Genomic DNA, 23,461 nt, shown 5'->3' with positions numbered 1-23,461 from the left:
GGGCTATCGCCAAGCGGTAAGGCACCGGCTTTTGATGCCGGCATTCCCTGGTTCGAATCCAGGTAGCCCAGCCACTATTACAACGTTATATTGAGTCACCAATACTCGATACAACTATAAAATTTGCTGCGGTCGTGGCGGAATTGGTAGACGCACCAGATTTAGGTTCTGGCGCCGCAAGGTGTGAGAGTTCAAGTCTCTCCGACCGCACCATCATTAGAAACCCAGCTTTTAGCTGGGTTTTCTTTTATGAGCAAAATGAAAAATTGCTGCGCGCATCACTAACAAACGCTTATCCCCTACTCTTTAATTTCAATAATTTATAAGACAATGGTGTACTCTCGACACCAACATGACGTCTATAATGAATACAATTCCTCTTAGCATCGGCTGCTATACTGACTCACCTAGCTCTAGCGAAGGTATCTATCAAGTATTATTCAACCCGGATACTGGCATACTTTCCTCTCTTAGCCTTATTCATACAGAGCGAAACCCATCTTTTATTGCTTCGACTGAAGCTGGACACTATGTGATTTCCGAAGTTGAACTGGCTTCTAACCCGACTCTGTCGTTTATTCCCAAGCCCGGAGCCGATAAGCCTAGCTGTACATTCAAGATATCAGGAGATCACCCGTGCCATATTTCTCTCGCCCCTTCTGGGAAGTACATCATTACTTCTCAGTACTCTTCCGGTAACTATGATGTTTTCTCCCTGAATATCAACGGCACGATAGACTCTCACCTTTCAACCATTACCCAGAGTGGCTCTGGGCCAAATACTGATAGGCAAGCGGGGCCACATGCTCATCAAGCTGTGTTCTTAAAGCATTCCCCTCATTTCGCAACCGTAGATCTTGGTTCAGATACTGTGAGCTTTTACTGTTTTGATGAAGAGCAAGATGACATTTTGCAACAGCCTATTCTGCAGTTGAACGTTCCAAAAGGAAACGGTCCTCGCCACCTAGTATTTAATCAAAAAGAAACTCATGCCTATGTTGTATGTGAGCTTTCTGAAACGATACTGGTACTAAAGAAAATATTAGGGAAGTGGGAAGTTATACAGGAAGTCGACGCACTACCGAACGAAGAAAAGGGAGAAGCTGCAGCCGCAATTAGGCTTTCTTCTGATGAAAAGTTCTTATACGTATCCTGCCGACACCAGTCAAAGCTCAGTTGTTTTAGTGTTAATCCGAAAGACAAAACCATTCAGTTCCGATCCAGTAGCTCAACACAAGGAAAGTTCCCTCGCGATTTCTATATCACAGAAGATGATCAATGGATCGTGGTAGCCAACCAGCACTCCAATAATCTGACGAGTTTTAGAAGAAACAAAGAGACCGGAGAGCTGACATACAGTGGCCATTCTATTTGCCTTGATGCACCAGTTTGTATTACGGCCATGAAATAGTAAGTAAGTGAGTACTAACGATAAGGCTCATTTTCAGAAAAACAAAAAAGGAGAGCAATGCTCTCCTTTCTCTTACTTATGATTATAAGCCTAAGGCATACTTAAGAACTTGAGCCTTAACAGGGCCGGAGTGTTCTGCAAGCTTTAACGCAGCATTACGGGCAAACTTTAAAGGTCCAATATCATTACTGAAACTCTTGTAGAAAAAGTCCATTCCACTTTGCATTAATAAGTTGTCACCTCTACGGCGTAACTCATATTGTCTCAGTGCTTTATCAGATAAAGTCGATTCATTGCTCGCGACGTCTAATAACGCTGCAACATCTTTAAAACCTAAGTTTACGCCTTGCCCAGCCAGTGGGTTAATCGTGTGAGCTGAATCTCCGACCAAAACACATCTATTTTTATAATATTGTTGTGCGTGTCTACGGGTCAGTGGGAACGAACCTTTTTGTAAAATGGTCACATCACCTAGCTCTGTAGGAAAATGACTTAGTACTTCAGCCTTAAGTTGCGCGTTGTTCATCGCTGATAACTGGCGAATTCGTTTTGGAGAGTCATACCAAACTAATGAGCCTTGCCCTACTTCTTTCCCCTCTTCAATAAGAGAGCTCAGAGGTAGGAATGAACGAGGACCACTCGGTGTAAACTGCTGCCATGTGATATCTTGCTGAGAAGCTGCTGTCTCAACATTAATTAACATACAGTCTTGTCTATAATCCCAAGCGGTAATACCAATACCAGCTTGATTACGAACCATTGAGTTCGCGCCATCAGCACCAATTACCCATTCGGCCGACAGCGTGATTCCTGACTGTAAGATCACATTATTGTTATGCTCACCGAACTCTATAGCGTCTAGTTTTTCTGGACAAAGTAACGTCAAGTTATCGTACGAAGAGAATTCCGCCCATAACCCCAATTGAATCAATCGGTTCTCAACAATATAGCCCAGCTGAGGTAAATCAAGTGATTGCGCATCAAACCGAGTTCGGCACTCAGGGTGTTCCCAAGTTTCAAGGCGCTTATACGGGCAAACTCGCATAGACGCCGTATGCTGCCAAGCACCTAAGTCATTGAGCAAATCAACGGAAGTTTGAGAAATTGCTGAGACACGTATATCTAAAGGCTGAGATGCATCAAATTCGGCAGGCTCCTGACCTTCTATCACCGCAACTCGTTTGCCTTGCTTTGCAAACCCGATAGCCGTTGCTGCACCGACCATGCCTCCGCCAATAACCACAATGTCATAACTGTTCATTTTTCACACTTTATCAATTTGATTTTCCGACTATTTTTCATTGTACGTTTTCATTACTAAATTGTAACCAAAAACCTTATCCCGCTTATGGGCAAATCCCTTGCTAGAACTGGCACGAAAGAGATTTCACACGATCACTAGTCAGTGGGTTTTGAAAGCAGTACAATACGCCGCTTGCCGCCACCCTACAGCTTGAGCAAACCAAATTTATTGCCAATGCAGAGAGATTCGGCGGAGAAACACTGGGCGATTTGCTCCCTTAAATTAAACTAACGATCGAGCGAACATAAAATGAGTAAGAAACTGCTAATTAAAACTTGGGGCTGTCAGATGAATGAATACGATTCATCAAAAATGGCTGACCTGCTAAATGCCGCAAATGGCTACGAGCTAACAGAAGTACCTGAGGAAGCAGACGTACTACTACTAAATACTTGTTCTATCCGCGAAAAAGCGCAAGAGAAAGTATTCCACCAGCTTGGTCGTTGGAAAACGCTGAAAGATAAAAAAGAAGGTGTCGTGATCGGTGTGGGTGGCTGTGTAGCGACTCAAGAAGGCGATCACATTCGTCAACGTGCACCTTATGTCGACGTTATCTTTGGCCCTCAAACATTGCACCGCTTGCCTGAGATGATCAAATCTTCTCTTTCAAATGATGCGCCAGTGATGGACATCTCTTTCCCTGAGATCGAAAAGTTCGATAGCCTACCAGAGCCTCGTGCTGAAGGCGCAACGGCATTCGTTTCTATCATGGAAGGTTGTTCTAAGTACTGTACTTACTGTGTTGTACCATACACACGTGGTGAAGAAGTTAGCCGCCCAATGGACGATGTTCTTTTCGAAATCGCACAGCTTGCTGATCAGGGCGTTCGTGAAGTCAACTTGCTGGGTCAAAACGTAAACGCATACCGCGGTCCAACGCACGAAGGTGACATCTGCTCATTTGCTGAATTACTTCGCCTTGTTGCATCAATCGACGGTATTGACCGCATTCGCTTTACTACAAGTCACCCACTAGAGTTTGGCGATGACATCATTGCCGTCTATGAAGATACTCCAGAGCTAGTGAGCTTCCTTCACCTACCTGTACAAAGTGGTAGTGACCGTATCCTTACGATGATGAAGCGTCCTCACACCGCTATCGAGTACAAATCGATTATTCGTAAACTTCGTAAAGCGCGCCCAGACATTCAGATCAGCTCTGACTTTATCGTTGGTTTCCCTGGCGAATCAGACATGGATCACCAAGCGACAATGAAGCTAATCAAAGATGTTGATTTCGACATGAGCTTTAGCTTTATTTTCTCACCTCGTCCAGGTACGCCAGCGGCAGACTACCCATGTGATGTCTCCGAGCAAACTAAGAAAGAGCGCCTATACGAACTGCAACAAGTGGTGAACTCTCAAGCAATGCGTTACTCACGCCTGATGCTTGATACAGAGCAACGCGTTCTGGTAGAAGGCCCATCGAAGAAGAACCTAATGGAACTTCGTGCGCGTACTGAGAACAACCGTGTTGTTAACTTCGAAGGCAGCGCAGACCTAATTGGTCAATTCGTTGATGTGAAGATCACAGACGTATTCGCAAACTCTCTTCGCGGAGAGCTAGTTCGTACAGAAAAAGACATGGATCTACGCAGCATCATCTCTCCAACTCAGATGATGGCGAAGACTAAGCGTGAAGATGAGCTAGGTGTGGCTACATTCACGCCTTAAGCGAACTATCATCTCCGCTTAAACATAAAGCTTGAAATTACCTAACTAAGTGACCATCTTAGAATTAGGGATATCACCATTAGAAGCCCGGTCTAAATCGGGCTTCTTGCTCTTTTTTTCTTGAAAAGAGTGGGTGGCAAAAAATGAGAGGCAACTTTGAGCAATAAAATCGTTACTCTAGAAATCGATCTAGAACCTGCAGACAACCGCCGACTATCTAACTTGTGCGGTCCATTCGATGACAATATCAAGCATCTTGAGCGTCGTTTAGGCGTAGAAATCAATTACCGCAGCAACTTTTTTACCATTGTAGGTAAACCTCATACTGCTGCCGCAGCCCTTGATATTTTAAAAAGACTTTACATAGAAACTGCCCCGGTGCGCGGCAACTCTCCAGATATCGAGCCAGAACAGATTCACCTCGCGATAAAAGAATCGGGTATTTTAGAGCAGCACTCTGAAGCGCCGATGGAACATGGCAAAGAAGTATTCATCAAGACTAAGAAAGGTGTCATTAAGCCACGTACTCCGAACCAAGCGCAGTACCTAATGAACATGGTGACTCATGATATCACCTTTGGTATTGGTCCTGCTGGTACGGGTAAAACCTACCTCGCGGTTGCAGCCGCAGTAGACGCACTAGAGCGCCAAGAGATCCGTCGTATTCTGTTGACGCGCCCAGCGGTTGAAGCGGGTGAAAAGTTAGGTTTCCTGCCTGGTGATTTAAGCCAGAAAGTAGACCCGTATTTGCGCCCTCTTTACGATGCACTTTTTGAAATGCTTGGATTTGAACGTGTTGAGAAACTGATTGAACGTAACGTGATTGAAGTCGCGCCACTGGCTTACATGCGTGGCCGTACACTGAATGACGCGTTTATCATCCTTGATGAGAGTCAAAACACGACGGTTGAACAGATGAAGATGTTTCTGACTCGTATTGGTTTCAACTCTCGTGCGGTAATCACAGGTGATATCACTCAAATCGACTTACCTCGCGGAGCGAAATCTGGCTTGCGTCATGCAACTGAAGTTCTAAGTGAAGTCGATGACATCAGCTTTAATTTCTTTATGTCTGAAGACGTAGTTCGTCACCCTGTGGTTGCTCGTATTGTTAATGCTTACGAGAAATGGGAAGCAAAAGACCAGAAAGAACGCAAAGAGTTTGAAAAACGTCGCCGTGAAGAGCGTGAGGCGAAACTGCTAGAAACTCAACAATCGGTCCCGACACAATTAGCAACACAAAATAGCTCCGCCGTAGCGGAACAAGGTGATAAATAGATGTCTATTGAACTAGACCTACAGTTAGCGGTCGAAAACGAGCAAGGTTTACCAACCGAACAAGATCTTCAACTGTGGTTAGATAAAACTATCCCTCAGTTTCAAGAAAATGCGGAGCTCACGATTCGTATCGTTGATACGGAAGAAAGCCACCAGTTGAACCATGAATACCGTGGCAAAGATAAGCCAACCAATGTGCTGTCTTTTCCATTCGAAGCGCCACCAGGAATAGAGATTGACCTATTAGGCGATTTGATTATTTGTCGCCAAGTGGTTGAGAAAGAAGCTGAAGAGCAAAATAAGCCTCTGCTAGCACACTGGGCTCATATGGTTGTACATGGCAGTCTTCATCTGCTAGGTTATGATCATATCGAAGACGATGAAGCTGAAGAGATGGAATCTCTCGAAACAGAAATCATGCAAGGTATGGGTTTTGAAGATCCTTACATTGCAGAGAAACAATAACTCATCGAGCCGGTGAAGCATTAGCCAAACTCTGAGTTGTTATGTGTGCTATCACACTTCTGATAGCGTTATTTTTTGAGAAATCATGAACGAAGGTAACCCCCCCACTTCTGAGGGAAGTAAAAAATCTGAAGGTCCGAGTAGAAAGTCCTTCTTTGAACGCCTAGGCCAACTATTTCAAGGTGAAGTAAAAGATCGCCAAGAGCTCGTCGATGTTATTCGTGACTCCGAAATTAATGACCTAATTGACCACGATACTCGCGATATGCTCGAGGGTGTTATGGAAATTTCCGAGATGCGAGTACGCGATATCATGCTGCCTCGTTCTCAAATGGTTACAGTAGAGCGCACCGATGACTTAGATACATTGATTGCTCTGCTTACTGACGCTCAACACTCTCGCTACCCAGTGATCAGTGAAGACAAAGACCATGTGGAAGGTATTCTATTAGCGAAGGACCTACTTAAGTACTTGGGCTCAGACAGCGCCCCATTTGATATTGAAGAAGTGATTCGCCCTGCGGTTGTCGTACCTGAAAGTAAGCGTGTTGATCGCCTACTGAAAGAGTTCCGCGAAGAGCGTTATCACATGGCAATTGTTGTCGATGAATTCGGTGGCGTATCTGGCCTTGTAACCATTGAAGATATCTTAGAAGAAATCGTTGGTGAAATTGAAGACGAATTTGACGACGAAGAAGAACTGGATATCCGCAAGCTAAGCAAGCATACCTTTGCGGTGAAAGCCCTCACCACAATTGAAGAGTTCAATGAAACATTTGGAACGGCTTTCAGTGATGACGAAGTAGATACTGTTGGTGGTATGGTGATGACAGCGTTTGGGCACTTACCATCCCGTGGTGAAGTGGTCGAAATAGAGCATTATCACTTCAAAGTAACGTCTGCGGATAATCGTCGAGTCATTCAACTGCAAGTAACAGTACCTGACGAAGAGCCTCTTCCAACGATCGAAGAATAACGTATCACTCTCTATTGTGAGAGAAAATTAGAACTTAATAGATGACTAAACCTTTTATTCATCGCCTACTACGGCCGCTTGCGGCCGTTTTTGTTGGCGCTATCACGACCCTTTCTTTTGCGCCATATCAGATTTGGCCACTTGCTATTGTAAGCCCCGCGCTATTACTTTTACTCATTCACAATCAAAGCCCTAAGCATTCGCTATGGATAGGTTACGCTTGGGGACTGGGCCAGTTTGCATCCGGCATCAGCTGGGTATACGTCAGTATTGCAGGGTTCGGTGGCATGCCTCTCATCGCCAATTTGTCCCTAATGGGGTTACTCATTGGTTACTTAGCCATTTATACAGGCTTATTTACCTGGGCGCTAAACCGCTTCTTTTCAAAAAACGACCTGTCACGTTTTTTCCTCGCGGCGCCTGCACTATGGCTGATTTGTGACTGGCTACGAGGCTGGGTAATGACTGGCTTCCCTTGGTTATGGTTAGGCTACAGTCAGATAGACGCACCATTAGGGTCTTTTGCACCGCTTGGCGGGGTTGAGCTCATCACACTTTTAATCATGCTATCCGCAGCAGCACTCAGCTACGCAATACTCAATAAAGCTTGGTTAATTGCCGCTATCCCTGCCATTTTAATCAGCACTGGTTTTGGTATTCGCCATGTAGAATGGGTAACACCTAACCCTGAAAAAACGACTACCGTTGCCCTCATCCAAGGCAATATAGATCAAGCATTGAAGTGGCTACCAAGTCAGCGTTGGCCAACCATTATGAAATATGCTGACGAAAGCAGGCAGAATTGGGATGCTGATATTATTGTTTGGCCAGAAGCCGCTGTCCCAGCTTTTGAGCTAGAAATTCCCTCTTACCTGCGTAATCTCGACAGCGCCGCCAAGATGAATGATACATCTATCATCACGGGAATCTTGAACCAGTCGGAAGACAACAAGTATTACAATAGTATTTTAGCCATTGGTAATACGCCTTATGGCGATTACAGCTATGATCTGGAAGAGCGCTACCATAAACACCACTTACTTCCATTTGGTGAATTTGTACCGTTTGAAGACATCCTTCGCCCATTAGCGCCATTTTTTAACTTGCCTATGTCCTCTTTCAGTCGAGGGGACTTTGTCCAACCGAATATTGTTGCAAATGAACGTCACCTAGCACCAGCGCTATGCTATGAAATCATCTTTAACGAGCAAGTTAGACAAAACGTCACGAACGATACCGACTTCATTCTAACGCTTTCTAATGATGCATGGTTCGGTAAATCGATTGGTCCATTGCAGCATATGGAAATTGCTAGGATGAGAGCTCTCGAATTGGGTAAGCCACTAATTCGTTCTACTAACAACGGCGTAACGGCGGTCACTGACCATAAAGGAAAAATCATTGAACAAATCCCGCAATTTGAAACAGCGGTTCTTCGCGCCGAGCTAACCTCTACTGACGGGCAGACTCCTTATCGCGTGGTCGGGACTTGGCCTCTTTATATATGGGTGTTCATGAGTTTATTGGTCGGCTGGCTATTAAGGAAACACGGGCAGAATCTAACTAGAGGCGCTAACCGCTTACCTTAGTAAAGAAAAAGGGCCTTGTTACTCAACAGGGCCCTTTCTTTATGGTTTTCACTAAGGTTTCAACGCTTTTCGAGTAAACCCGGTACTACCACATTTGATGCAAGGAATGATCACCGTTGGGTGGTTATACTCAGTTTGGTGGCCACACTCATCGCATATTAAAGTACCCAGCCCAATCACTTCGTCAGCCTGATACAAACCTTGATGTTCTAGGTCTTGAAACAACTCAACCCACTCGACTTTTGTTCTGTCCGTGATATCCAGTAAGCCTTGCCATATCGAATCTGCGATCATCAAATAAAATGGGCCACTTTTACTTTCTTCATAGCTTTCAGCAAACTCCTTTAAATCAGATTTCACATAAGCAGAAATTAAAGATAGCTCGTCCTTTGTCATATCATTTGCAGCAATGACGACTTTCCCGGAGGTTTCAAGCTTATTATTGATTTCTTCAGGGCTATGCTTGAACGTCTCGATGACGTCTTCAACGATCTCTTCGTAAGCCGCTTTTTTCTTTGGCATATTCCACCTCCATAGCATTGACTATTGTTGTACTACGTTCCTTTAGGTATTCTATGTCGATCTATTAGATTCTGTTCTAACCGAACTCACAAATTCCAAGATAACCGGATACCATCGATGCAAGAACAATATAACCCGCAAGAGATTGAACAAAAGGTTCAACAACATTGGGATAACAGCGAGACCTTCGTTGTAAGTGAAGACCCAAATAAAGAAAAATTCTACTGTCTTTCAATGTTCCCATACCCAAGTGGCCGACTGCACATGGGTCACGTGCGTAACTACACCATCGGTGATGTGGTATCTCGTTTCCAACGTCTACAAGGCAAAAACGTAATGCAACCAATCGGTTGGGATGCATTCGGCCTACCTGCAGAAAATGCAGCTGTAAAAAACAACACAGCGCCTGCACCATGGACTTACGAAAACATCGAATACATGAAAAACCAGCTTAAGCTTCTTGGCTTTGGTTACGACTGGAATCGTGAATTCGCGACATGTACACCTGAATACTACCGTTGGGAACAAGAGTTCTTCACTAAGCTTTACGAAAAAGGCCTAGTTTACAAGAAGACTTCTTCTGTGAACTGGTGTCCAAATGACCAAACTGTACTGGCAAACGAGCAAGTAGAAGACGGTTGCTGCTGGCGTTGTGATACTCCGGTAGAACAAAAGAAAATTCCTCAGTGGTTCATCAAAATCACTGAGTACGCTCAAGAGCTACTAGACGATCTAGACAACCTTGAAGGCTGGCCTGAAATGGTTAAAACCATGCAGCGCAACTGGATCGGCCGCTCTGAAGGTGTTGAGCTGTCTTTCGCTGTTAACGGCGAAGAAGCGCCACTAGAAGTGTACACAACTCGTCCAGACACACTGATGGGTGTTTCATACGTTGGTATCGCTGCAGGTCACCCTCTTGCAGAGAAAGCATCGAAGAACAACCCAGAGCTTGCTGCATTCGTTGAAGAGTGTCGTAACACTAAAGTTGCTGAAGCTGAACTGGCAACGATGGAAAAGAAAGGTATGGATACTGGCCTAACAGCTATCCACCCTCTTAACGGTCGTGTTGTTCCTGTATACGTAGCAAACTTCGTACTTATGGATTACGGCACAGGTGCGGTAATGGCGGTTCCTGCTCACGATCAACGTGACTATGAGTTCGCAACTAAGTACGGCATCGATATCATCCCAGTAATCAAGCCAGAAGATGGCTCTGAGCTAGATGTGTCTGAAGCGGCGTACACTGAGAAAGGTGTATTGTTCGATTCTGGTGAATTCGATGGTCTTGCGTTCCAAGAAGCATTCGATGCTATTGCTGCGAAGCTTGAAGCTGAAGGCAAAGGTAAGAAGACAGTAAACTTCCGTCTACGTGACTGGGGTGTATCTCGTCAGCGTTACTGGGGTGCTCCAATCCCAATGGTAACGACTGAAGACGGTGAAGTTCACCCTGTACCAGCAGACCAACTACCGGTCATTCTTCCTGAAGATGTGGTAATGGATGGCGTAACGAGCCCAATCAAGGCAGACAAGTCTTGGGCTGAAACAACATTCAACGGTGAACCTGCTCTACGTGAGACAGACACATTCGATACGTTCATGGAATCTTCTTGGTACTACGCTCGTTACTGTTCACCACAAGCAGACGACATTCTAGATCCAGAGAAAGCAAACTACTGGCTGCCAGTTGACCAATACGTTGGTGGTATCGAGCACGCTTGTATGCACCTACTTTACTCTCGTTTCTTCCATAAGCTTCTACGCGACGCTGGTTACGTAACGTCTGACGAACCGTTCAAGCAACTACTATGTCAAGGTATGGTTCTGGCTGACGCGTTCTATCACGAAAACGAAAAAGGCACGAAAGAGTGGATTGCTCCGACTGACGTAACGGTTGAACGTGACGGTAAAGGTCGCATCGAAAAAGCAGTCGACGCTCAAGGCCGCGAAGTTGAACACTCAGGCATGATCAAAATGTCTAAGTCTAAGAACAACGGTATCGACCCACAAGAGATGGTAGACAAGTACGGCGCTGATACAGTACGTCTATTCATGATGTTTGCATCACCTGCAGACATGACGCTTGAGTGGCAAGAGTCTGGCGTTGAAGGTGCTAACCGTTTCCTGAAACGTGTTTGGAAATTGGTTCACGCTCACTCTTCTAAAGGTGTCGCTGAATCTGTTGATGCTTCTGCGCTATCTGGCGACCAAAAAGCACTTCGTCGTGATATCCACAAGACTATCGCGAAAGTAACGGACGATATTGGCCGCCGCCAAACGTTCAACACAGCTATCGCTGCAATCATGGAACTGATGAACAAGCTAGCGAAAGCACCTCAAGAGTCAGTACAAGATCGTGCAATTCTTGATGAAGCGCTAAAAGCAGTAGTTCGTATGCTTTACCCAATGACTCCACACATCTCTTACGAAATGTGGATTGCACTTGGTGAATCAAACGTAGATTCAGCAACATGGCCAACGTTCGATGAGAAAGCGCTAGTTGAAGACGAGAAGACTATCGTTGTTATGATCAACGGTAAGCTACGTGCGAAACTGACTGTTGCTGCTGACGCAACCGAAGAGCAAGTTCGTGAGCTTGGTCTGAACGATGAGAATGCTAAGAAGTTCCTAGATGGCCTAACAATTCGTAAAGTTATCTTCGTACCTGGCAAGCTTCTAAACATCGTAGCTAACTAATAACGACGTACCTTACAAATAAGTGAGTTTTCGCGAACTTTCTTAATTTACGGTAGTCTTTAAACAGGGTGCTCACACACCCTGTTTTATTTATTTTAGTGTTTTCCTATTTCTTCAGAGAAAGCCTTAAAATAAGTACTTAAATTCATGAGAGCCTTCAAATAATGCGTCTGATTTCATTATCTTCATTTAAAGTTACTGTAGTTATTTTAACTGTTAGCCTGCTCTCAGCGTGCGGCTTTCATTTACGAGGCGATTACTCGGTGCCAGATGAACTCAACACTATCTCTGTGACCAGTTATGATCAATACAGTACATTTACACGTATGGTAAAGGGTCAATTGAGAATGAACGATGTCAATATTACGGCCCCAAGCTCCAACACACCAAATCTTCACCTACTAGGCGAAAACATTGAAGAACGTACATTATCGCTTTATCAAAATACTCGTGCGGCAGAGAAAGAACTGACTTTCACTGCTTCGTACCGAGTTACGGTTCCAGAGCTTGGTGATAAAACCTTTACGACCAACGTAACTCGAAGCTACCTAGATAACCCACTAACAGCACTCGCTAAGTCGGTGGAACGTGAGATGATTGAAGATGAAATGCGTAAACTGGCATCCATTCAAATCTTGCGTCAAATGGCTCGTCTAAAAGCAAATATCGAAGCGAATGAGATGAACTTGGAAGCACAAGAACAAAACCAAGTAAACGCAATGGAAAAGCAATACGGTATTAAAACGGTAGAGTCTGCACCAAACTCTTCAGAATCTAACGCTACCGAAAATAGCGCGCAATAAGGTTTTTTATGCGTATTTTCGCCGATAGACTTCCTGAACAGTTAGCTAAACAGCTTAACAATGTATATCTCATTTTCGGTAACGAACCACTGTTGTTGCAAGAAAGCCGAGAAGCAATTCAAAAAGCAGCCAAGCAGCAAGGCTTTGAAGAACGTCATCGCTTTGCTATCGATGCAAGCCTAGATTGGAACCAAGTTTACGACTGCACTCAAGCCCTGAGCCTTTTCTCAAGTCGACAAATCATTGAATTAGAGCTGCCCGAATCCGGTGTCAATGCCGCAATTGCTAAAGAGTTACTCGCGCTCTCAGAGCAAATTCACAATGACATATTGCTCATCCTTATTGGCAGTAAACTCACCAAAGCTCAAGAAAATGCGAAATGGTTTAAAGTACTATCGAGTCAAGGACACTGGGTAAGCTGCCTAACGCCCGATATTCAAAGGCTGCCACAATTTGTGCAAGGCCGCTGCCGTAGCCTTGGTCTGTCCCCAGATCCAGAAGCCGTGCAAATGCTAGCTCAGTGGCATGAAGGCAATTTATTCGCTTTAACTCAAAGCTTAGAAAAACTTGTGCTGCAATACCCCGATGGCAAGCTCACTTTAGTTCGACTCGAAGAATCGCTAAGTCGTCATAATCACTTCACCCCTTATCATTGGGTTGATGCGCTATTAGCGGGTAAAGCGAACCGAGCCCAACGCATATTGCGCCAGCTTGAAGCTGAGGGAGTGGAAGCGGTCATTCTACTACGCAGCGTACAACGTGAAGTGAACTTGCTATTACAAATGAAGCAGCAGATGGCTCATATGCCAATCAATCAAGTTTTTGAAAAGCACCGAGTATGGCAATCTAAAAAGCCACTTTATAACGCAGCCCTAACAAGAATTTCAATTCAGGGGCTACACTCTATTTTTGCCTTACTGACTCAAGCGGAAATCACTGCAAAAACCCAATACGAAGACTCACCTTGGCCATTAATTCATCAAATGAGCATTGAGCTTTGTGTGCCAACCGCTTCGATTCCATATCCTGCGTAAAAGCGTGATATGATCAAACTGAATACATTAAAGATTTAAGGACACCCTGTGTTACGTGAAGAACTAAAAGATTTCCTAGCGGATAAAGCTGACGATATGAAAGCTGAATCAATTGTTACCATCAACGTAGAAGGCAAATCTAGCGTTACTGATTTTATGATTGTTTGTACTGGCACGTCTAAGCGCCATGTTGCATCTATCGCAGAGCACGTAGCAAGTGAAGTAAAAAAAGTAGGTCTTGAACCTTTAGGTATGGACGGAGAGCAAGAAGGTGAATGGGTTGTTCTAGATATGGGGACAAGCATGCTGCACGTTATGCAAGAAGAGCACCGTGAGCTATACCAACTTGAGAAGCTTTGGAGCTAACCTTTGAAGATCCAACTAATTGCCGTTGGCACTAAAATGCCGAAATGGGTTGAAGAAGGGTTTCAAGAATACAAACGCCGCTTCCCTCATGATATGCCTTTAGAACTTGTCGAAATTACTGCAGGTAAACGCGGTAAGAATGCAGACATTGCTCGTATCCTTCAAAAAGAAGGAGAGGCAATGTTAGCGGCAGTACCAAAAGGCAGCCGTATCGTGACATTGGATATTCCTGGCAAAAAATGGGATACACCTCAACTTGCTGAACAATTGGAAAGTTGGAAGCTAGATGGCCGTGATGTTTCTATTTTAATTGGCGGCCCTGAAGGCCTAGCGCCAGCGTGTAAAGCTGCAGCTGACCAAAGCTGGTCTTTGTCTGCCCTGACACTGCCTCACCCACTTGTGCGTGTCATAATGGCAGAAAGCCTATACCGAGCGTGGAGCGTGACCGCTAACCACCCGTACCATCGAGAATAAGCGTTAATGTTACGTAAACGTAGCCAAATTCGTGATTACAAAGCTGAAGCACGACTATTCACTAGTCGTGCTTTCGTTGCATTTATAGGCATTGCAATCATGATGGGGCTGTTAATTGCCAACCTGTATAATATTCAGGTTAATCAGTACCAAGATTACAAAACCCGTTCGAATGATAACCGCATCAAAGTCGTGCCTATCGCACCAAACCGAGGGTTAATCTACGATCGAAACGGCGTCCTTTTAGCGGAAAACCGCCCTGTCTTTAACTTAGAGCTTACGCCTGAAAAAATTAAAGACATGGATGATACATTAATCCGCCTGCAATCCTTGCTTGAAATCTCGCCTGAGCGCATCGAACGTTTTAATAAAGAGCGTCGTCGTACTCGACGCTTCAAATCCGTCCCCCTTCTTACTCAGCTAACAGAGAAAGATGTGGCTATCTTCTCGGTGAACCAACATAAGTTCCCAGGTGTAGAAGTCACCGGCACACTAAAACGTTTTTACCCATATGGTGATGTCTTAACCCATGTCATTGGCTACGTGTCTCGAATTAACGACCGAGATATGCAAAGGCTGATACGAGAAGAAAAAGACGCCAATTACCAAGCAACCCGTGATATCGGTAAGTTGGGGATTGAACGCTACTATGAAGATTTATTACACGGAACGGCAGGTTATCAAGAGGTTGAGGTCAACAGCCGTGGGCGCGTTATTCGAACTTTGAAATTCGAACCTTCTATTCCTGGTAAAGATATCGTACTCAACCTTGATATCAATCTGCAGCTATACGTTCATAAGCTTCTTGATGGCCGCAGAGGCTCAGCCGTCGTACTAGACCCAGAAGACAATGGAGTACTAGCGATGGTTTCGAGTCCAAGTTATGACCCAAATGACTTTGTACACGGTATTTCAAGTAAAGGATACAATGCGCTACTAAACGACAACGACCGTCCTTTAGTAAACCGAGCAACTTTAGGTATTTATCCACCAGCCTCAACCGTCAAACCTTTCATTGCTGTCGCGGCGTTGCAAGAAGGGGTGATAACCCCAAGAACCACACGTAATGATCCGGGTTATTGGAAGATCCCTAATTCAAAGACAAGACCATTTAGAGACTGGTTGCGTTGGGGGCACGGTAAAGTAGACATCAGTAAAGCCATCGAAGAATCCGTTGATACCTTCTTCTATCAGATCGCCTACGACCTAGGTATTGATCGACTCTCTTCATGGATGATGATGTTTGGGTTTGGTGACTATACCGGTATTGATATCTACGAAGAAAGTAAAGCCAACATGCCTACCCGTGAATGGAAAATGGCACGGCACCGAACACCATGGTATCAAGGCGATACCATTCCAGTTGGGATCGGTCAGGGCTACTGGACAGCAACCCCAATGCAGATAGCGAAAGCCACCTCTGTATTAGTGAATAACGGGGAAGCCATTGCACCGCACCTTCTACGTTCAACTATCGAAAACGGGCAGGAGTTCTCAACGCAAAAGCTATCTGAAATTGAAACCTATCCACCTATTGTTGGTGTTCCTCAGAAATATTGGGACATCGCGAAAAACGGTATGAAGCTCGCTAACCACGGTAAAAAAGGGACAGCTCGCCGCGCTTTTCAAAAGATGTCTTACCTCACTGCAGGTAAATCAGGAACCGCTCAGGTCTTTGGTTTAAAAGAGGATCAAGAATATAACGCAGAAGAGCTCGCCGAGCATTTGCGTGATCATGCATTGTACACAGGCTTCGCACCACTAGAAGATCCGAAAGCGATTGTAACCGTAGTATTAGAGAATGCAGGTGGCGGCTCCAGTAACGGTGGTCCTGTCGTGAGAAGAATATTTGATCACATCATTGTTGGCGACGATAACGCTGATAATAAGGCTTCAAAGAAATGAAATTAGATCCATCAACCGGTCAAAACCGAGCGCTCTTTGAGCGCTTTCACATCGATCTTCCTCTGCTATTAGGCATCTTAGTCCTAATGGGCTTTGCTCTACTCATCATGTACAGCGCGAGCGGGCAAAATTTAGCCATGATGGACAGGCAAGCCATGCGTATGGGCTTGTCATTGGGCGTCATGGTGCTACTGGCGCAAATACCGCCAAGAACCTATGAAAGCCTTGCGCCACTATTATTTGCAGGTGGCGTCGTATTACTGTTAGGAGTTTTATTTTTCGGAGAAGCCTCGAAAGGTGCACAACGTTGGCTAAATTTGGGCTTTATTCGTTTCCAGCCGTCAGAACTGTTAAAACTTGCTGTACCACTTATGGTCGCGCGTTACATCGGTAAACGCTCATTGCCGCCGACTTTTCAAACCTTGATCATTTCGCTTGTCATGGTTTTCGTCCCAACAATCCTTATAGCTAAGCAACCCGATCTAGGAACATCTATCCTGATCGCAGCTTCGGGGATTTTTGTCATTTTCCTTGCCGGTATCAGTTGGAAAATTATTGCAGCAGCAGCGGTTGCGGTTGGTGGTTTTATCCCGATCCTTTGGTTTTTCTTAATGAGGGAATACCAAAAAGTTCGCGTGAGAACGCTGTTCGACCCTGAATCGGATCCACTTGGTGCGGGTTACCATATTATCCAAAGTAAGATAGCCATTGGTTCTGGAGGTATCTCCGGTAAAGGCTGGCTACAAGGGACACAATCTCAACTCGAATTTTTACCAGAGCGCCACACCGATTTTATTTTCGCGGTGATCGCCGAAGAATGGGGCATGCTAGGCATTTTATTCCTGCTATCCATCTATCTATTTATCATTGGGCGTGGGCTTATTCTCGCCAGCCAAGCGCAAACCGCATTTGGACGAATGATGGCCGGAAGTGTCGTCTTGAGCTTTTTCGTATATATCTTCGTGAATATCGGCATGGTTAGCGGCATTTTACCAGTGGTGGGGGTTCCCCTTCCTCTTGTTAGCTATGGCGGTACTTCTATGGTTACGCTCATGGCAGGCTTCGGTATTTTGATGTCTATCCACACACATAGAAAAGCATTTTCAAAGGCAACATAGTCAATGTCAGTTAAACCACTCCTCGTTATTTCGAGCTTAGTTCTTATTTTAAACGGTTGTTCCTCAACAGAGCCAACCGGTCGATACTCTATTGACTCGGATATTGCTCCTGATGCGCCTATTTCAGTCGAACACTTAGAAGATGCACACCCACAGTATGAACCTTACAGTTTGGGTGGTAATAGTGATTACAATTTACGTGGCGAAGACTATAAAATTGTCCGAGACCCAAAGGGCTTCACACAGAAAGGTAAAGCCTCTTGGTATGGCAAAAAGTTTCATGGGCATTTGACATCAAACGGTGAAGTGTATGACATGTACTCGATGTCTGCTGCGCACAAAACATTACCTATTCCTAGCTATGTGAAAGTCACCAACACAGACAATAATAAGTCGACCATCGTCCGCGTGAACGATCGTGGGCCATTTCACGAAGGTCGAATTATCGATTTAAGCTATGCGGCAGCCTATAAACTAGATGTAGTAAAAACGGGCACAGCAAACGTCGCAATTGAAGTCATCACGGTGGATATTCCAACCGATGAACGAAAGAAAGCAGCGTTACCTCAATACATTGTTCAAGTTGCCACTTCGCCTCATAAAGATCGCAGCATGAAGCTTGCTGAAGAATTAAGCACCCAACTATCTGTTGGCAGCTTTATTCAATCGGCTGATGACAAACATCGCCTGATGCTAGGCCCATTTCATGACTATGCTCTGACGCAAGAGAAGTTGGAGCAAGTTAAACTTCTCGGTTTTTCGTCGGCCTTTATCAAAAAGCACAACCTAAGCCGTTGACAAATCACACAACTATTTTCTAGTGTTAGCAGATCTGGTTTGCCAGAATGATTCTGTTAAGATATGGACAGTTAACCAAATAATTGCATTCAAAATGAATAAAACTAAAAAACTTGTTAAATCGCTACTCGTTTCTTCTGTTGCTCTTTCTGCAACTTTAGCAGCGTCATCATTCGCCGCTCCGATCGTTGTACCTGATGCACCTCAAATTGCAGCTAAGGGCTTCGTCCTGATGGATTACAACTCTGGTAAAATCCTTGCTGAGAAAGAGATGAATACCAAGCTATCTCCAGCAAGTTTGACCAAAATGATGACCAGTTATGTCATCGGTCAAGAGCTAGAGCGCGGTAACATTAATCTAAATGACGACGTGGTGATCAGTAAGAATGCATGGGCTAAGAACTTCCCTGATTCTTCAAAGATGTTCATCGAAGTTGGCACTACCGTTAAAGTTGAAGACTTAAACCGCGGGATCATCATCCAGTCTGGTAATGATGCTTGTGTCGCGATGGCCGAGCACATTGCGGGTTCTGAAGATGCATTCGTTGATTTGATGAACGCTTGGGCAAGCTCTATTGGAATGGACGACACGCACTTCGCTAACGTTCACGGCCTAGACAACGCAAACCTATATTCTACACCTTACGATATGGCGCTTCTTGGCCAAGCTTTGATTCGTGACGTGCCTGAAGAATACCGTATCTACTCTGAGAAAAAGTTCACCTATAACGGCATTACTCAGTACAACCGTAACGGTCTACTTTGGGATAAGAGCATGAATGTTGATGGCATTAAAACAGGCCACACGAATAATGCCGGATACAGCCTAGTAAGCTCTGCGACAGAAGGCAAAATGCGTCTAGTAGCGGTTGTTATGGGCACAAAAAATGCCAACGCTCGTAAAACAGAAAGCAAAAAACTTCTAAGCTACGGTTTCCGTTTCTTTGAAACGGTGGCGCCTCACAAAGCAGGTGAAACCTTCGTTGAAGAAAAAATCTGGATGGGTAGTAAAGATACTCTTGCGCTAGGTGTCGATGAAGATACTTTCGTGACACTTCCTCGCGGCCAAGCTAAAAACTTAAAAGCGAGCTTCGTTCTTGAACAAGAACTTGAAGCACCGATCAGCAAAGGTGATGTAGTAGGTAAGCTATACTACCAAGTAGACGGTGAAGATGTTGCTGAGTACCCTCTTCTTGCTCTTGAAGATGTAGAGCAAGGTAGCTTATTCAGCCGCCTGTGGGATTACCTAGTTCTTCTATTCAAAGGTTTGTTCTAATTCAGAATTGTCCTTTGACTCTAACAAAAGCCGCCTAGTGCGGCTTTTGTTGATCTTGAGTTCCAAGATATTTACCAGTAATATTCCGCCCCTATAACATCAATGCACTCTTCTTTAGAGTCAACTGTATTGGCACAACGCTTTTCCATTTGGAGCAAATCATGAATATTAATTCTGATGCAAAACTAAAAGATCTCTTAGAATTTCCTTGTTCATTTACATACAAAGTGATGGGTTACGCGAAACCAGAACTAACAGAGAAAGTTCTAGAGGTGATTCAACGTCACGCTCCTGGTGATTACAGCCCAACAGTGAAGCCAAGCGCAAAAGGTAACTACAACTCAGTGTCTGTAAATATTACCGCAACATCAATCGAGCAAGTCGAAACGCTTTACAAAGAGCTGGGTGAGATTGATATTGTTCGCATGGTGCTTTAATCACTTTGCAGCAGAAAAACAGCGGCTTATGGCCGCTGTTTTGTTTATAAGAGGCCAGATAGAATCAAGACGCATTTTCATCCAACAGAAAATGTTAAAAACCTTGCTGTCAGTCTGTAGTTAGAATGATGTTTCGCGTTTATAATGCGTTCACTTTATTTATCCTTGAGGAAGCGCTGTTTTGCAGAATCAGCTAATCGTAAAAAAGTTAGGCCGTCAGGATTATGAACCAGTATGGAAGGCCATGCATGAGTTCACAGACAATCGAACTGATGACGACGCCGACCAAGTATGGTTGGTCGAACACAACCCGGTGTTTACTCAAGGACAAGCTGGGAAAGCGGAGCACGTTTTAAACGCAGGTGATATACCCATAGTTCAAAGTGACCGTGGGGGCCAAGTTACCTACCATGGGCCAGGGCAACTGGTGGCGTATTTCCTAATTAACATCCGCCGCAAAAAATTTGGAGTACGAGATCTCGTCAGCCACATAGAGAACCTCGTAATCAATACTCTGAAAGCTTACAATATTGAATCTGCCGCTCGTCCAGATGCCCCAGGTGTCTATGTCGAAGGTAAGAAAATTTGTTCACTTGGGTTACGTATCCGCCGTGGCTGCTCATTTCATGGGTTAGCGTTAAACGTAAATATGGATCTGTCCCCTTTCCTGCGAATTAACCCATGTGGTTATCAAGGTATGGAAATGGTGCAAGTAAGCCAACTTGGAGGCCCAGAAAGCCTTGAGCCAGTCGAACAACAATTAGTACAAGAGCTTGTTACCTTGCTTGGTTACGACCAAGTTGATATTCAAGCCGACAGTAACATTACAGCAGAAGCATAAAATCATGAGCAAACCAATCCAGATGGAAAAAGGCGTTAAATATCGTGACGCTGACAAAATGGCATTAATTCCCGTAAAGAATATGCCTGCTGAGCAGAAAGAAGTGCTACGTAAGCCGGAGTGGATGAAGATTAAACTTCCTTCAGACAGCCATCGTATCCAAGAAATCAAATCGGCAATGCGCAAAAACAATCTGCACTCAGTTTGTGAAGAAGCGTCTTGCCCTAACCTAGCCGAGTGTTTTAACCACGGTACGGCAACGTTCATGATTCTTGGCGCTATCTGTACTCGTCGCTGCCCGTTCTGTGATGTTGCCCATGGTCGCCCTGTTGCTCCTGAAGCAGAAGAGCCAAAGAAACTGGCGAAGACAATTCAAGACATGAAACTGAAGTACGTGGTAATCACTTCAGTTGACCGTGATGACTTACGTGATGGCGGTGCTCAGCACTTCGCTGATTGTAACCGTGAGATCCGTGAGTTAAACCCTAATATTCGTATCGAAACACTGGTGCCAGACTTCCGCGGCCGTATGGACGTTGCGCTTGATCTACTGAAAGACAACCCACCAGATGTGTTCAACCACAACCTAGAGACAGCGCCACGTCTATATCGTAAAGCTCGTCCAGGTGCGAACTACAAGTGGTCTCTTGATCTACTGAAGAAGTTCAAAGAACAGCACCCAGATATCCCAACAAAATCTGGTGTAATGATGGGCCTTGGTGAAACCAAAGAAGAGATCATCCAAGTATTGAAAGACCTGCGTGAGCACGGCGTAACAATGCTAACGTTAGGTCAATACCTGGCACCAAGCCGTCACCACTTACCAGTAGAGCGTTACGTACCACCTACTGAGTTCGACGAACTAAAAGAGATTGCTCTTGAGCTGGGCTTCACTCACGCCGCTTGTGGTCCGTTTGTACGTTCTTCTTACCATGCAGACTTACAAGCTCAAGGTATGGAAATTAAGTAATCACGATTACTTAACCCCAGATTAAAAAAGGCGCTGAATGACTGTTCAGCGCCTTTTTTCTATCGAGTCAAACAAGCTTATTAAAAAACAACAAGGCCACTCATTAAGAGTGGCCTTGGAGTATAAATCTAATAATCTAGACGCTAAATGCCCAATTAACCAAATGAAGCCCAAATAACCGTCGTCACAAGTATTGGACAAACGAACTTCACGTACACAGGCCATACTTTACCAAACCAGCCTAGCTGGAAGTCTGGGCAGCCTTGTTCAAGCTCTTTAATCTTCGCGCTACGTTTCCATACCCAACCGCCAAACAAACAAAACATTAACGCGGCAATTGGCTGTAAGTATTGTGTCGCAATCATTGCGACTAAACCAAACATGGTAGAGAAGTTATAAACAATGACGATACTTAGCAGAGCAATAACGCCACCTATCACCCAGCTTGTTGACGTTCGTTTGGTGTTGAATCGCTCACTCACTAACGCTACCGGGCACTCAAGCATAGAGATAGAAGAAGTCAACGCGGCAATAGTTAATAGCAAAAAGAACACTATCGAGAAAATCTGTCCTAAGAACCCTAAGCTATCAAACATCAAAGGTAGTACTGTAAAGACTAGAGTGTCAGAGCTCAGTAACGAGCCATCTTCCGCGTAAATTTGTACACCTTTCTGCATCGCAACAAACATAGCTGGCATCACCACCAGCCCGGCAATAAACGCAACGGCCGTATCCACTAACGTCACGTTCATGGCCATTTTCGGTAGGTTTTCTTTTTTACTCAGATAAGAACCATAGATCAGCATTGAACAACCACCGATCGTCAATGAGAAGAAACCCTGCCCCATTGCCGCTAGAATCAGCTGTCTATCCCACACTTTTTCAAAATCAGGAATTAGGTAGTGTTTTAGCCCTTCAACCGCACCAGACTGAGTCATGATATAGATAAACAGCGCAGCAAATAGCACGAACAGTGCCGGCATTAAACGTGTCGACCACTTTTCAATACCTTGCTTTACTCCACCTTGTACAATCAAAATCGTTAGAACATAAAATGCGATGGTACCAAAAGCATTTCTTTCAATACTGAACCCTTTGAACCAATTAGAAGCACTTTCCATACCTACAAGCTCAGCGATTGCCCCCAATAAGAAGCAAATTAACCAACCGCCCACAATACTATAGAAAGCCAAAACAGCGCTTGGAACACTGAGCCCAATCCAACCGACAATACCACCCGCTTTTTTTCCTAACGAATGGTCAGTGAGAGAGCGCATACTATCTACTGGGTTTGCTTGACCAGAACGACCAATCGCCATTTCTACAACTAACATTGGAAAAGCGACGATCAGGATCATCACGAGATAGACAAGTAAAAAGGCACCACCACCATTACTTGCAGCTTGAGTGGGAAAGCCCCAAATATTACCTAGACCAACTGCAGCGCCTGCAGCAGCAAGAATAAAACCAAGACGAGAGCCAAAATGCTCGCGAGAAGAAGAAGTTTGTTGTGTCATACTACTCACA

General features: G+C 44.6%; 21 protein-coding genes and 1 tRNA gene. 19 read left to right on the top strand and 3 right to left on the bottom strand.

Annotation, left to right across the window (positions count from 1 at the left end):
• Positions 1 to 128: 128 nt before the first annotated feature.
• Both ACHUFI_RS15825 and ACHUFI_RS15820 read left to right on the top strand, forming a co-directional pair.
• Positions 129 to 213, top strand: a tRNA-Leu gene (locus ACHUFI_RS15825).
• Positions 214 to 364: 151 nt separating this feature from the next.
• Positions 365 to 1,411, top strand: coding sequence for a lactonase family protein (locus ACHUFI_RS15820; protein ID WP_394250800.1), 1,047 nt, complete (start codon positions 365 to 367; stop codon positions 1,409 to 1,411).
• A gap of 82 nt (positions 1,412 to 1,493) precedes the next feature.
• On the opposite strand, the gene ACHUFI_RS15815 is transcribed toward ACHUFI_RS15820, so the two are convergent.
• Positions 1,494 to 2,672, bottom strand: a complete 1,179-nt coding sequence (locus tag ACHUFI_RS15815) for a 2-octaprenyl-3-methyl-6-methoxy-1,4-benzoquinol hydroxylase (RefSeq protein ID WP_394250798.1) — start codon at positions 2,670 to 2,672, stop codon at positions 1,494 to 1,496.
• A gap of 291 nt (positions 2,673 to 2,963) precedes the next feature.
• Here ACHUFI_RS15815 and miaB point away from each other — a divergent pair, with 291 nt between their 5' ends.
• The 5 genes from miaB to lnt all read left to right on the top strand — a co-directional run bounded on the left by miaB (position 2,964) and on the right by lnt (position 8,696).
• Positions 2,964 to 4,388 carry a tRNA (N6-isopentenyl adenosine(37)-C2)-methylthiotransferase MiaB gene (gene miaB, locus ACHUFI_RS15810; protein ID WP_394250796.1) on the top strand — a complete coding sequence of 475 codons (1,425 nt, stop codon included), beginning with the start codon at positions 2,964 to 2,966 and terminating at the stop codon, positions 4,386 to 4,388.
• Between the two features lie 156 nt (positions 4,389 to 4,544).
• The gene (locus ACHUFI_RS15805; protein WP_394250794.1) at positions 4,545 to 5,666 is read left to right on the top strand and encodes a PhoH family protein; all 1,122 of its coding nucleotides are present in this window, start codon (positions 4,545 to 4,547) and stop codon (positions 5,664 to 5,666) included.
• Positions 5,667 to 6,131: an rRNA maturation RNase YbeY gene (ybeY, locus tag ACHUFI_RS15800; protein WP_137359225.1), complete on the top strand. Its 465-nt coding sequence runs from the start codon at positions 5,667 to 5,669 to the stop codon at positions 6,129 to 6,131.
• A gap of 85 nt (positions 6,132 to 6,216) precedes the next feature.
• Positions 6,217 to 7,107 carry a CNNM family magnesium/cobalt transport protein CorC gene (corC, locus tag ACHUFI_RS15795; RefSeq protein ID WP_394250791.1) on the top strand — a complete coding sequence of 297 codons (891 nt, stop codon included), beginning with the start codon at positions 6,217 to 6,219 and terminating at the stop codon, positions 7,105 to 7,107.
• A 41-nt stretch (positions 7,108 to 7,148) separates the two neighbouring features.
• Positions 7,149 to 8,696, top strand: coding sequence for an apolipoprotein N-acyltransferase (gene lnt, locus ACHUFI_RS15790; protein WP_394250789.1), 1,548 nt, complete (start codon positions 7,149 to 7,151; stop codon positions 8,694 to 8,696).
• Positions 8,697 to 8,747: 51 nt separating this feature from the next.
• On the opposite strand, the gene ACHUFI_RS15785 is transcribed toward lnt, so the two are convergent.
• Positions 8,748 to 9,218 carry a zinc ribbon-containing protein gene (locus ACHUFI_RS15785; protein WP_394250787.1) on the bottom strand — a complete coding sequence of 157 codons (471 nt, stop codon included), beginning with the start codon at positions 9,216 to 9,218 and terminating at the stop codon, positions 8,748 to 8,750.
• A 117-nt stretch (positions 9,219 to 9,335) separates the two neighbouring features.
• Here ACHUFI_RS15785 and leuS point away from each other — a divergent pair, with 117 nt between their 5' ends.
• The 12 genes from leuS (at position 9,336) to lipA (ending at position 21,934) form a co-directional block, all read left to right on the top strand.
• On the top strand, positions 9,336 to 11,912 hold the full coding sequence (gene leuS / locus ACHUFI_RS15780) for a leucine--tRNA ligase (protein WP_394250785.1): 2,577 nt from the start codon (positions 9,336 to 9,338) through the stop codon (positions 11,910 to 11,912).
• Between the two features lie 164 nt (positions 11,913 to 12,076).
• Positions 12,077 to 12,715, top strand: a complete 639-nt coding sequence (locus ACHUFI_RS15775) for an LPS-assembly lipoprotein LptE (protein WP_394250783.1) — start codon at positions 12,077 to 12,079, stop codon at positions 12,713 to 12,715.
• An 8-nt stretch (positions 12,716 to 12,723) separates the two neighbouring features.
• Positions 12,724 to 13,749, top strand: a complete 1,026-nt coding sequence (gene holA / locus ACHUFI_RS15770) for a DNA polymerase III subunit delta (protein ID WP_394250781.1) — start codon at positions 12,724 to 12,726, stop codon at positions 13,747 to 13,749.
• A 48-nt stretch (positions 13,750 to 13,797) separates the two neighbouring features.
• The gene (rsfS, locus tag ACHUFI_RS15765; RefSeq protein WP_137359218.1) at positions 13,798 to 14,115 is read left to right on the top strand and encodes a ribosome silencing factor; all 318 of its coding nucleotides are present in this window, start codon (positions 13,798 to 13,800) and stop codon (positions 14,113 to 14,115) included.
• A gap of 3 nt (positions 14,116 to 14,118) precedes the next feature.
• On the top strand, positions 14,119 to 14,589 hold the full coding sequence (gene rlmH, locus ACHUFI_RS15760; protein WP_137359217.1) for a 23S rRNA (pseudouridine(1915)-N(3))-methyltransferase RlmH: 471 nt from the start codon (positions 14,119 to 14,121) through the stop codon (positions 14,587 to 14,589).
• Positions 14,590 to 14,595: 6 nt separating this feature from the next.
• Positions 14,596 to 16,494 carry a penicillin-binding protein 2 gene (gene mrdA / locus ACHUFI_RS15755; protein WP_394250778.1) on the top strand — a complete coding sequence of 633 codons (1,899 nt, stop codon included), beginning with the start codon at positions 14,596 to 14,598 and terminating at the stop codon, positions 16,492 to 16,494.
• Positions 16,491 to 17,612 carry a rod shape-determining protein RodA gene (gene rodA, locus ACHUFI_RS15750; RefSeq protein WP_394250776.1) on the top strand — a complete coding sequence of 374 codons (1,122 nt, stop codon included), beginning with the start codon at positions 16,491 to 16,493 and terminating at the stop codon, positions 17,610 to 17,612. The genes mrdA and rodA overlap by 4 nt, the downstream gene beginning before the upstream one ends.
• 3 nt (positions 17,613 to 17,615) lie before the next feature.
• Positions 17,616 to 18,410, top strand: coding sequence for a septal ring lytic transglycosylase RlpA family protein (locus tag ACHUFI_RS15745; RefSeq protein ID WP_394250774.1), 795 nt, complete (start codon positions 17,616 to 17,618; stop codon positions 18,408 to 18,410).
• Positions 18,411 to 18,504: 94 nt separating this feature from the next.
• Positions 18,505 to 19,686 (top strand): serine hydrolase, encoded by a 1,182-nt coding sequence (locus ACHUFI_RS15740; protein ID WP_394250772.1) that lies wholly within the window; start codon positions 18,505 to 18,507, stop codon positions 19,684 to 19,686.
• A 158-nt stretch (positions 19,687 to 19,844) separates the two neighbouring features.
• Positions 19,845 to 20,123: a DUF493 family protein YbeD gene (gene ybeD / locus ACHUFI_RS15735; protein WP_394250815.1), complete on the top strand. Its 279-nt coding sequence runs from the start codon at positions 19,845 to 19,847 to the stop codon at positions 20,121 to 20,123.
• Positions 20,124 to 20,304: 181 nt separating this feature from the next.
• Positions 20,305 to 20,964: a lipoyl(octanoyl) transferase LipB gene (gene lipB, locus ACHUFI_RS15730; RefSeq protein WP_394250770.1), complete on the top strand. Its 660-nt coding sequence runs from the start codon at positions 20,305 to 20,307 to the stop codon at positions 20,962 to 20,964.
• Between the two features lie 4 nt (positions 20,965 to 20,968).
• A complete protein-coding gene (gene lipA / locus ACHUFI_RS15725) occupies positions 20,969 to 21,934 on the top strand; it encodes a lipoyl synthase (protein WP_394250768.1) in 966 nt (321 codons plus the stop codon).
• A gap of 155 nt (positions 21,935 to 22,089) precedes the next feature.
• Here the strand turns inward: lipA and ACHUFI_RS15720 are convergent, their stop codons facing one another.
• A complete protein-coding gene (locus ACHUFI_RS15720) occupies positions 22,090 to 23,451 on the bottom strand; it encodes a sodium-dependent transporter (RefSeq protein ID WP_394250766.1) in 1,362 nt (453 codons plus the stop codon).
• Positions 23,452 to 23,461: the final 10 nt, after the last annotated feature.

Source organism: Vibrio profundi (assembly GCF_043642225.1).
GTDB classification, from domain to species: Bacteria; Pseudomonadota; Gammaproteobacteria; order Enterobacterales; family Vibrionaceae; genus Vibrio; species Vibrio profundi_A.
The sequence above is the reverse complement of the archived record's forward strand: the minus strand, read 5'-3'. Positions and strand labels throughout refer to the sequence as shown.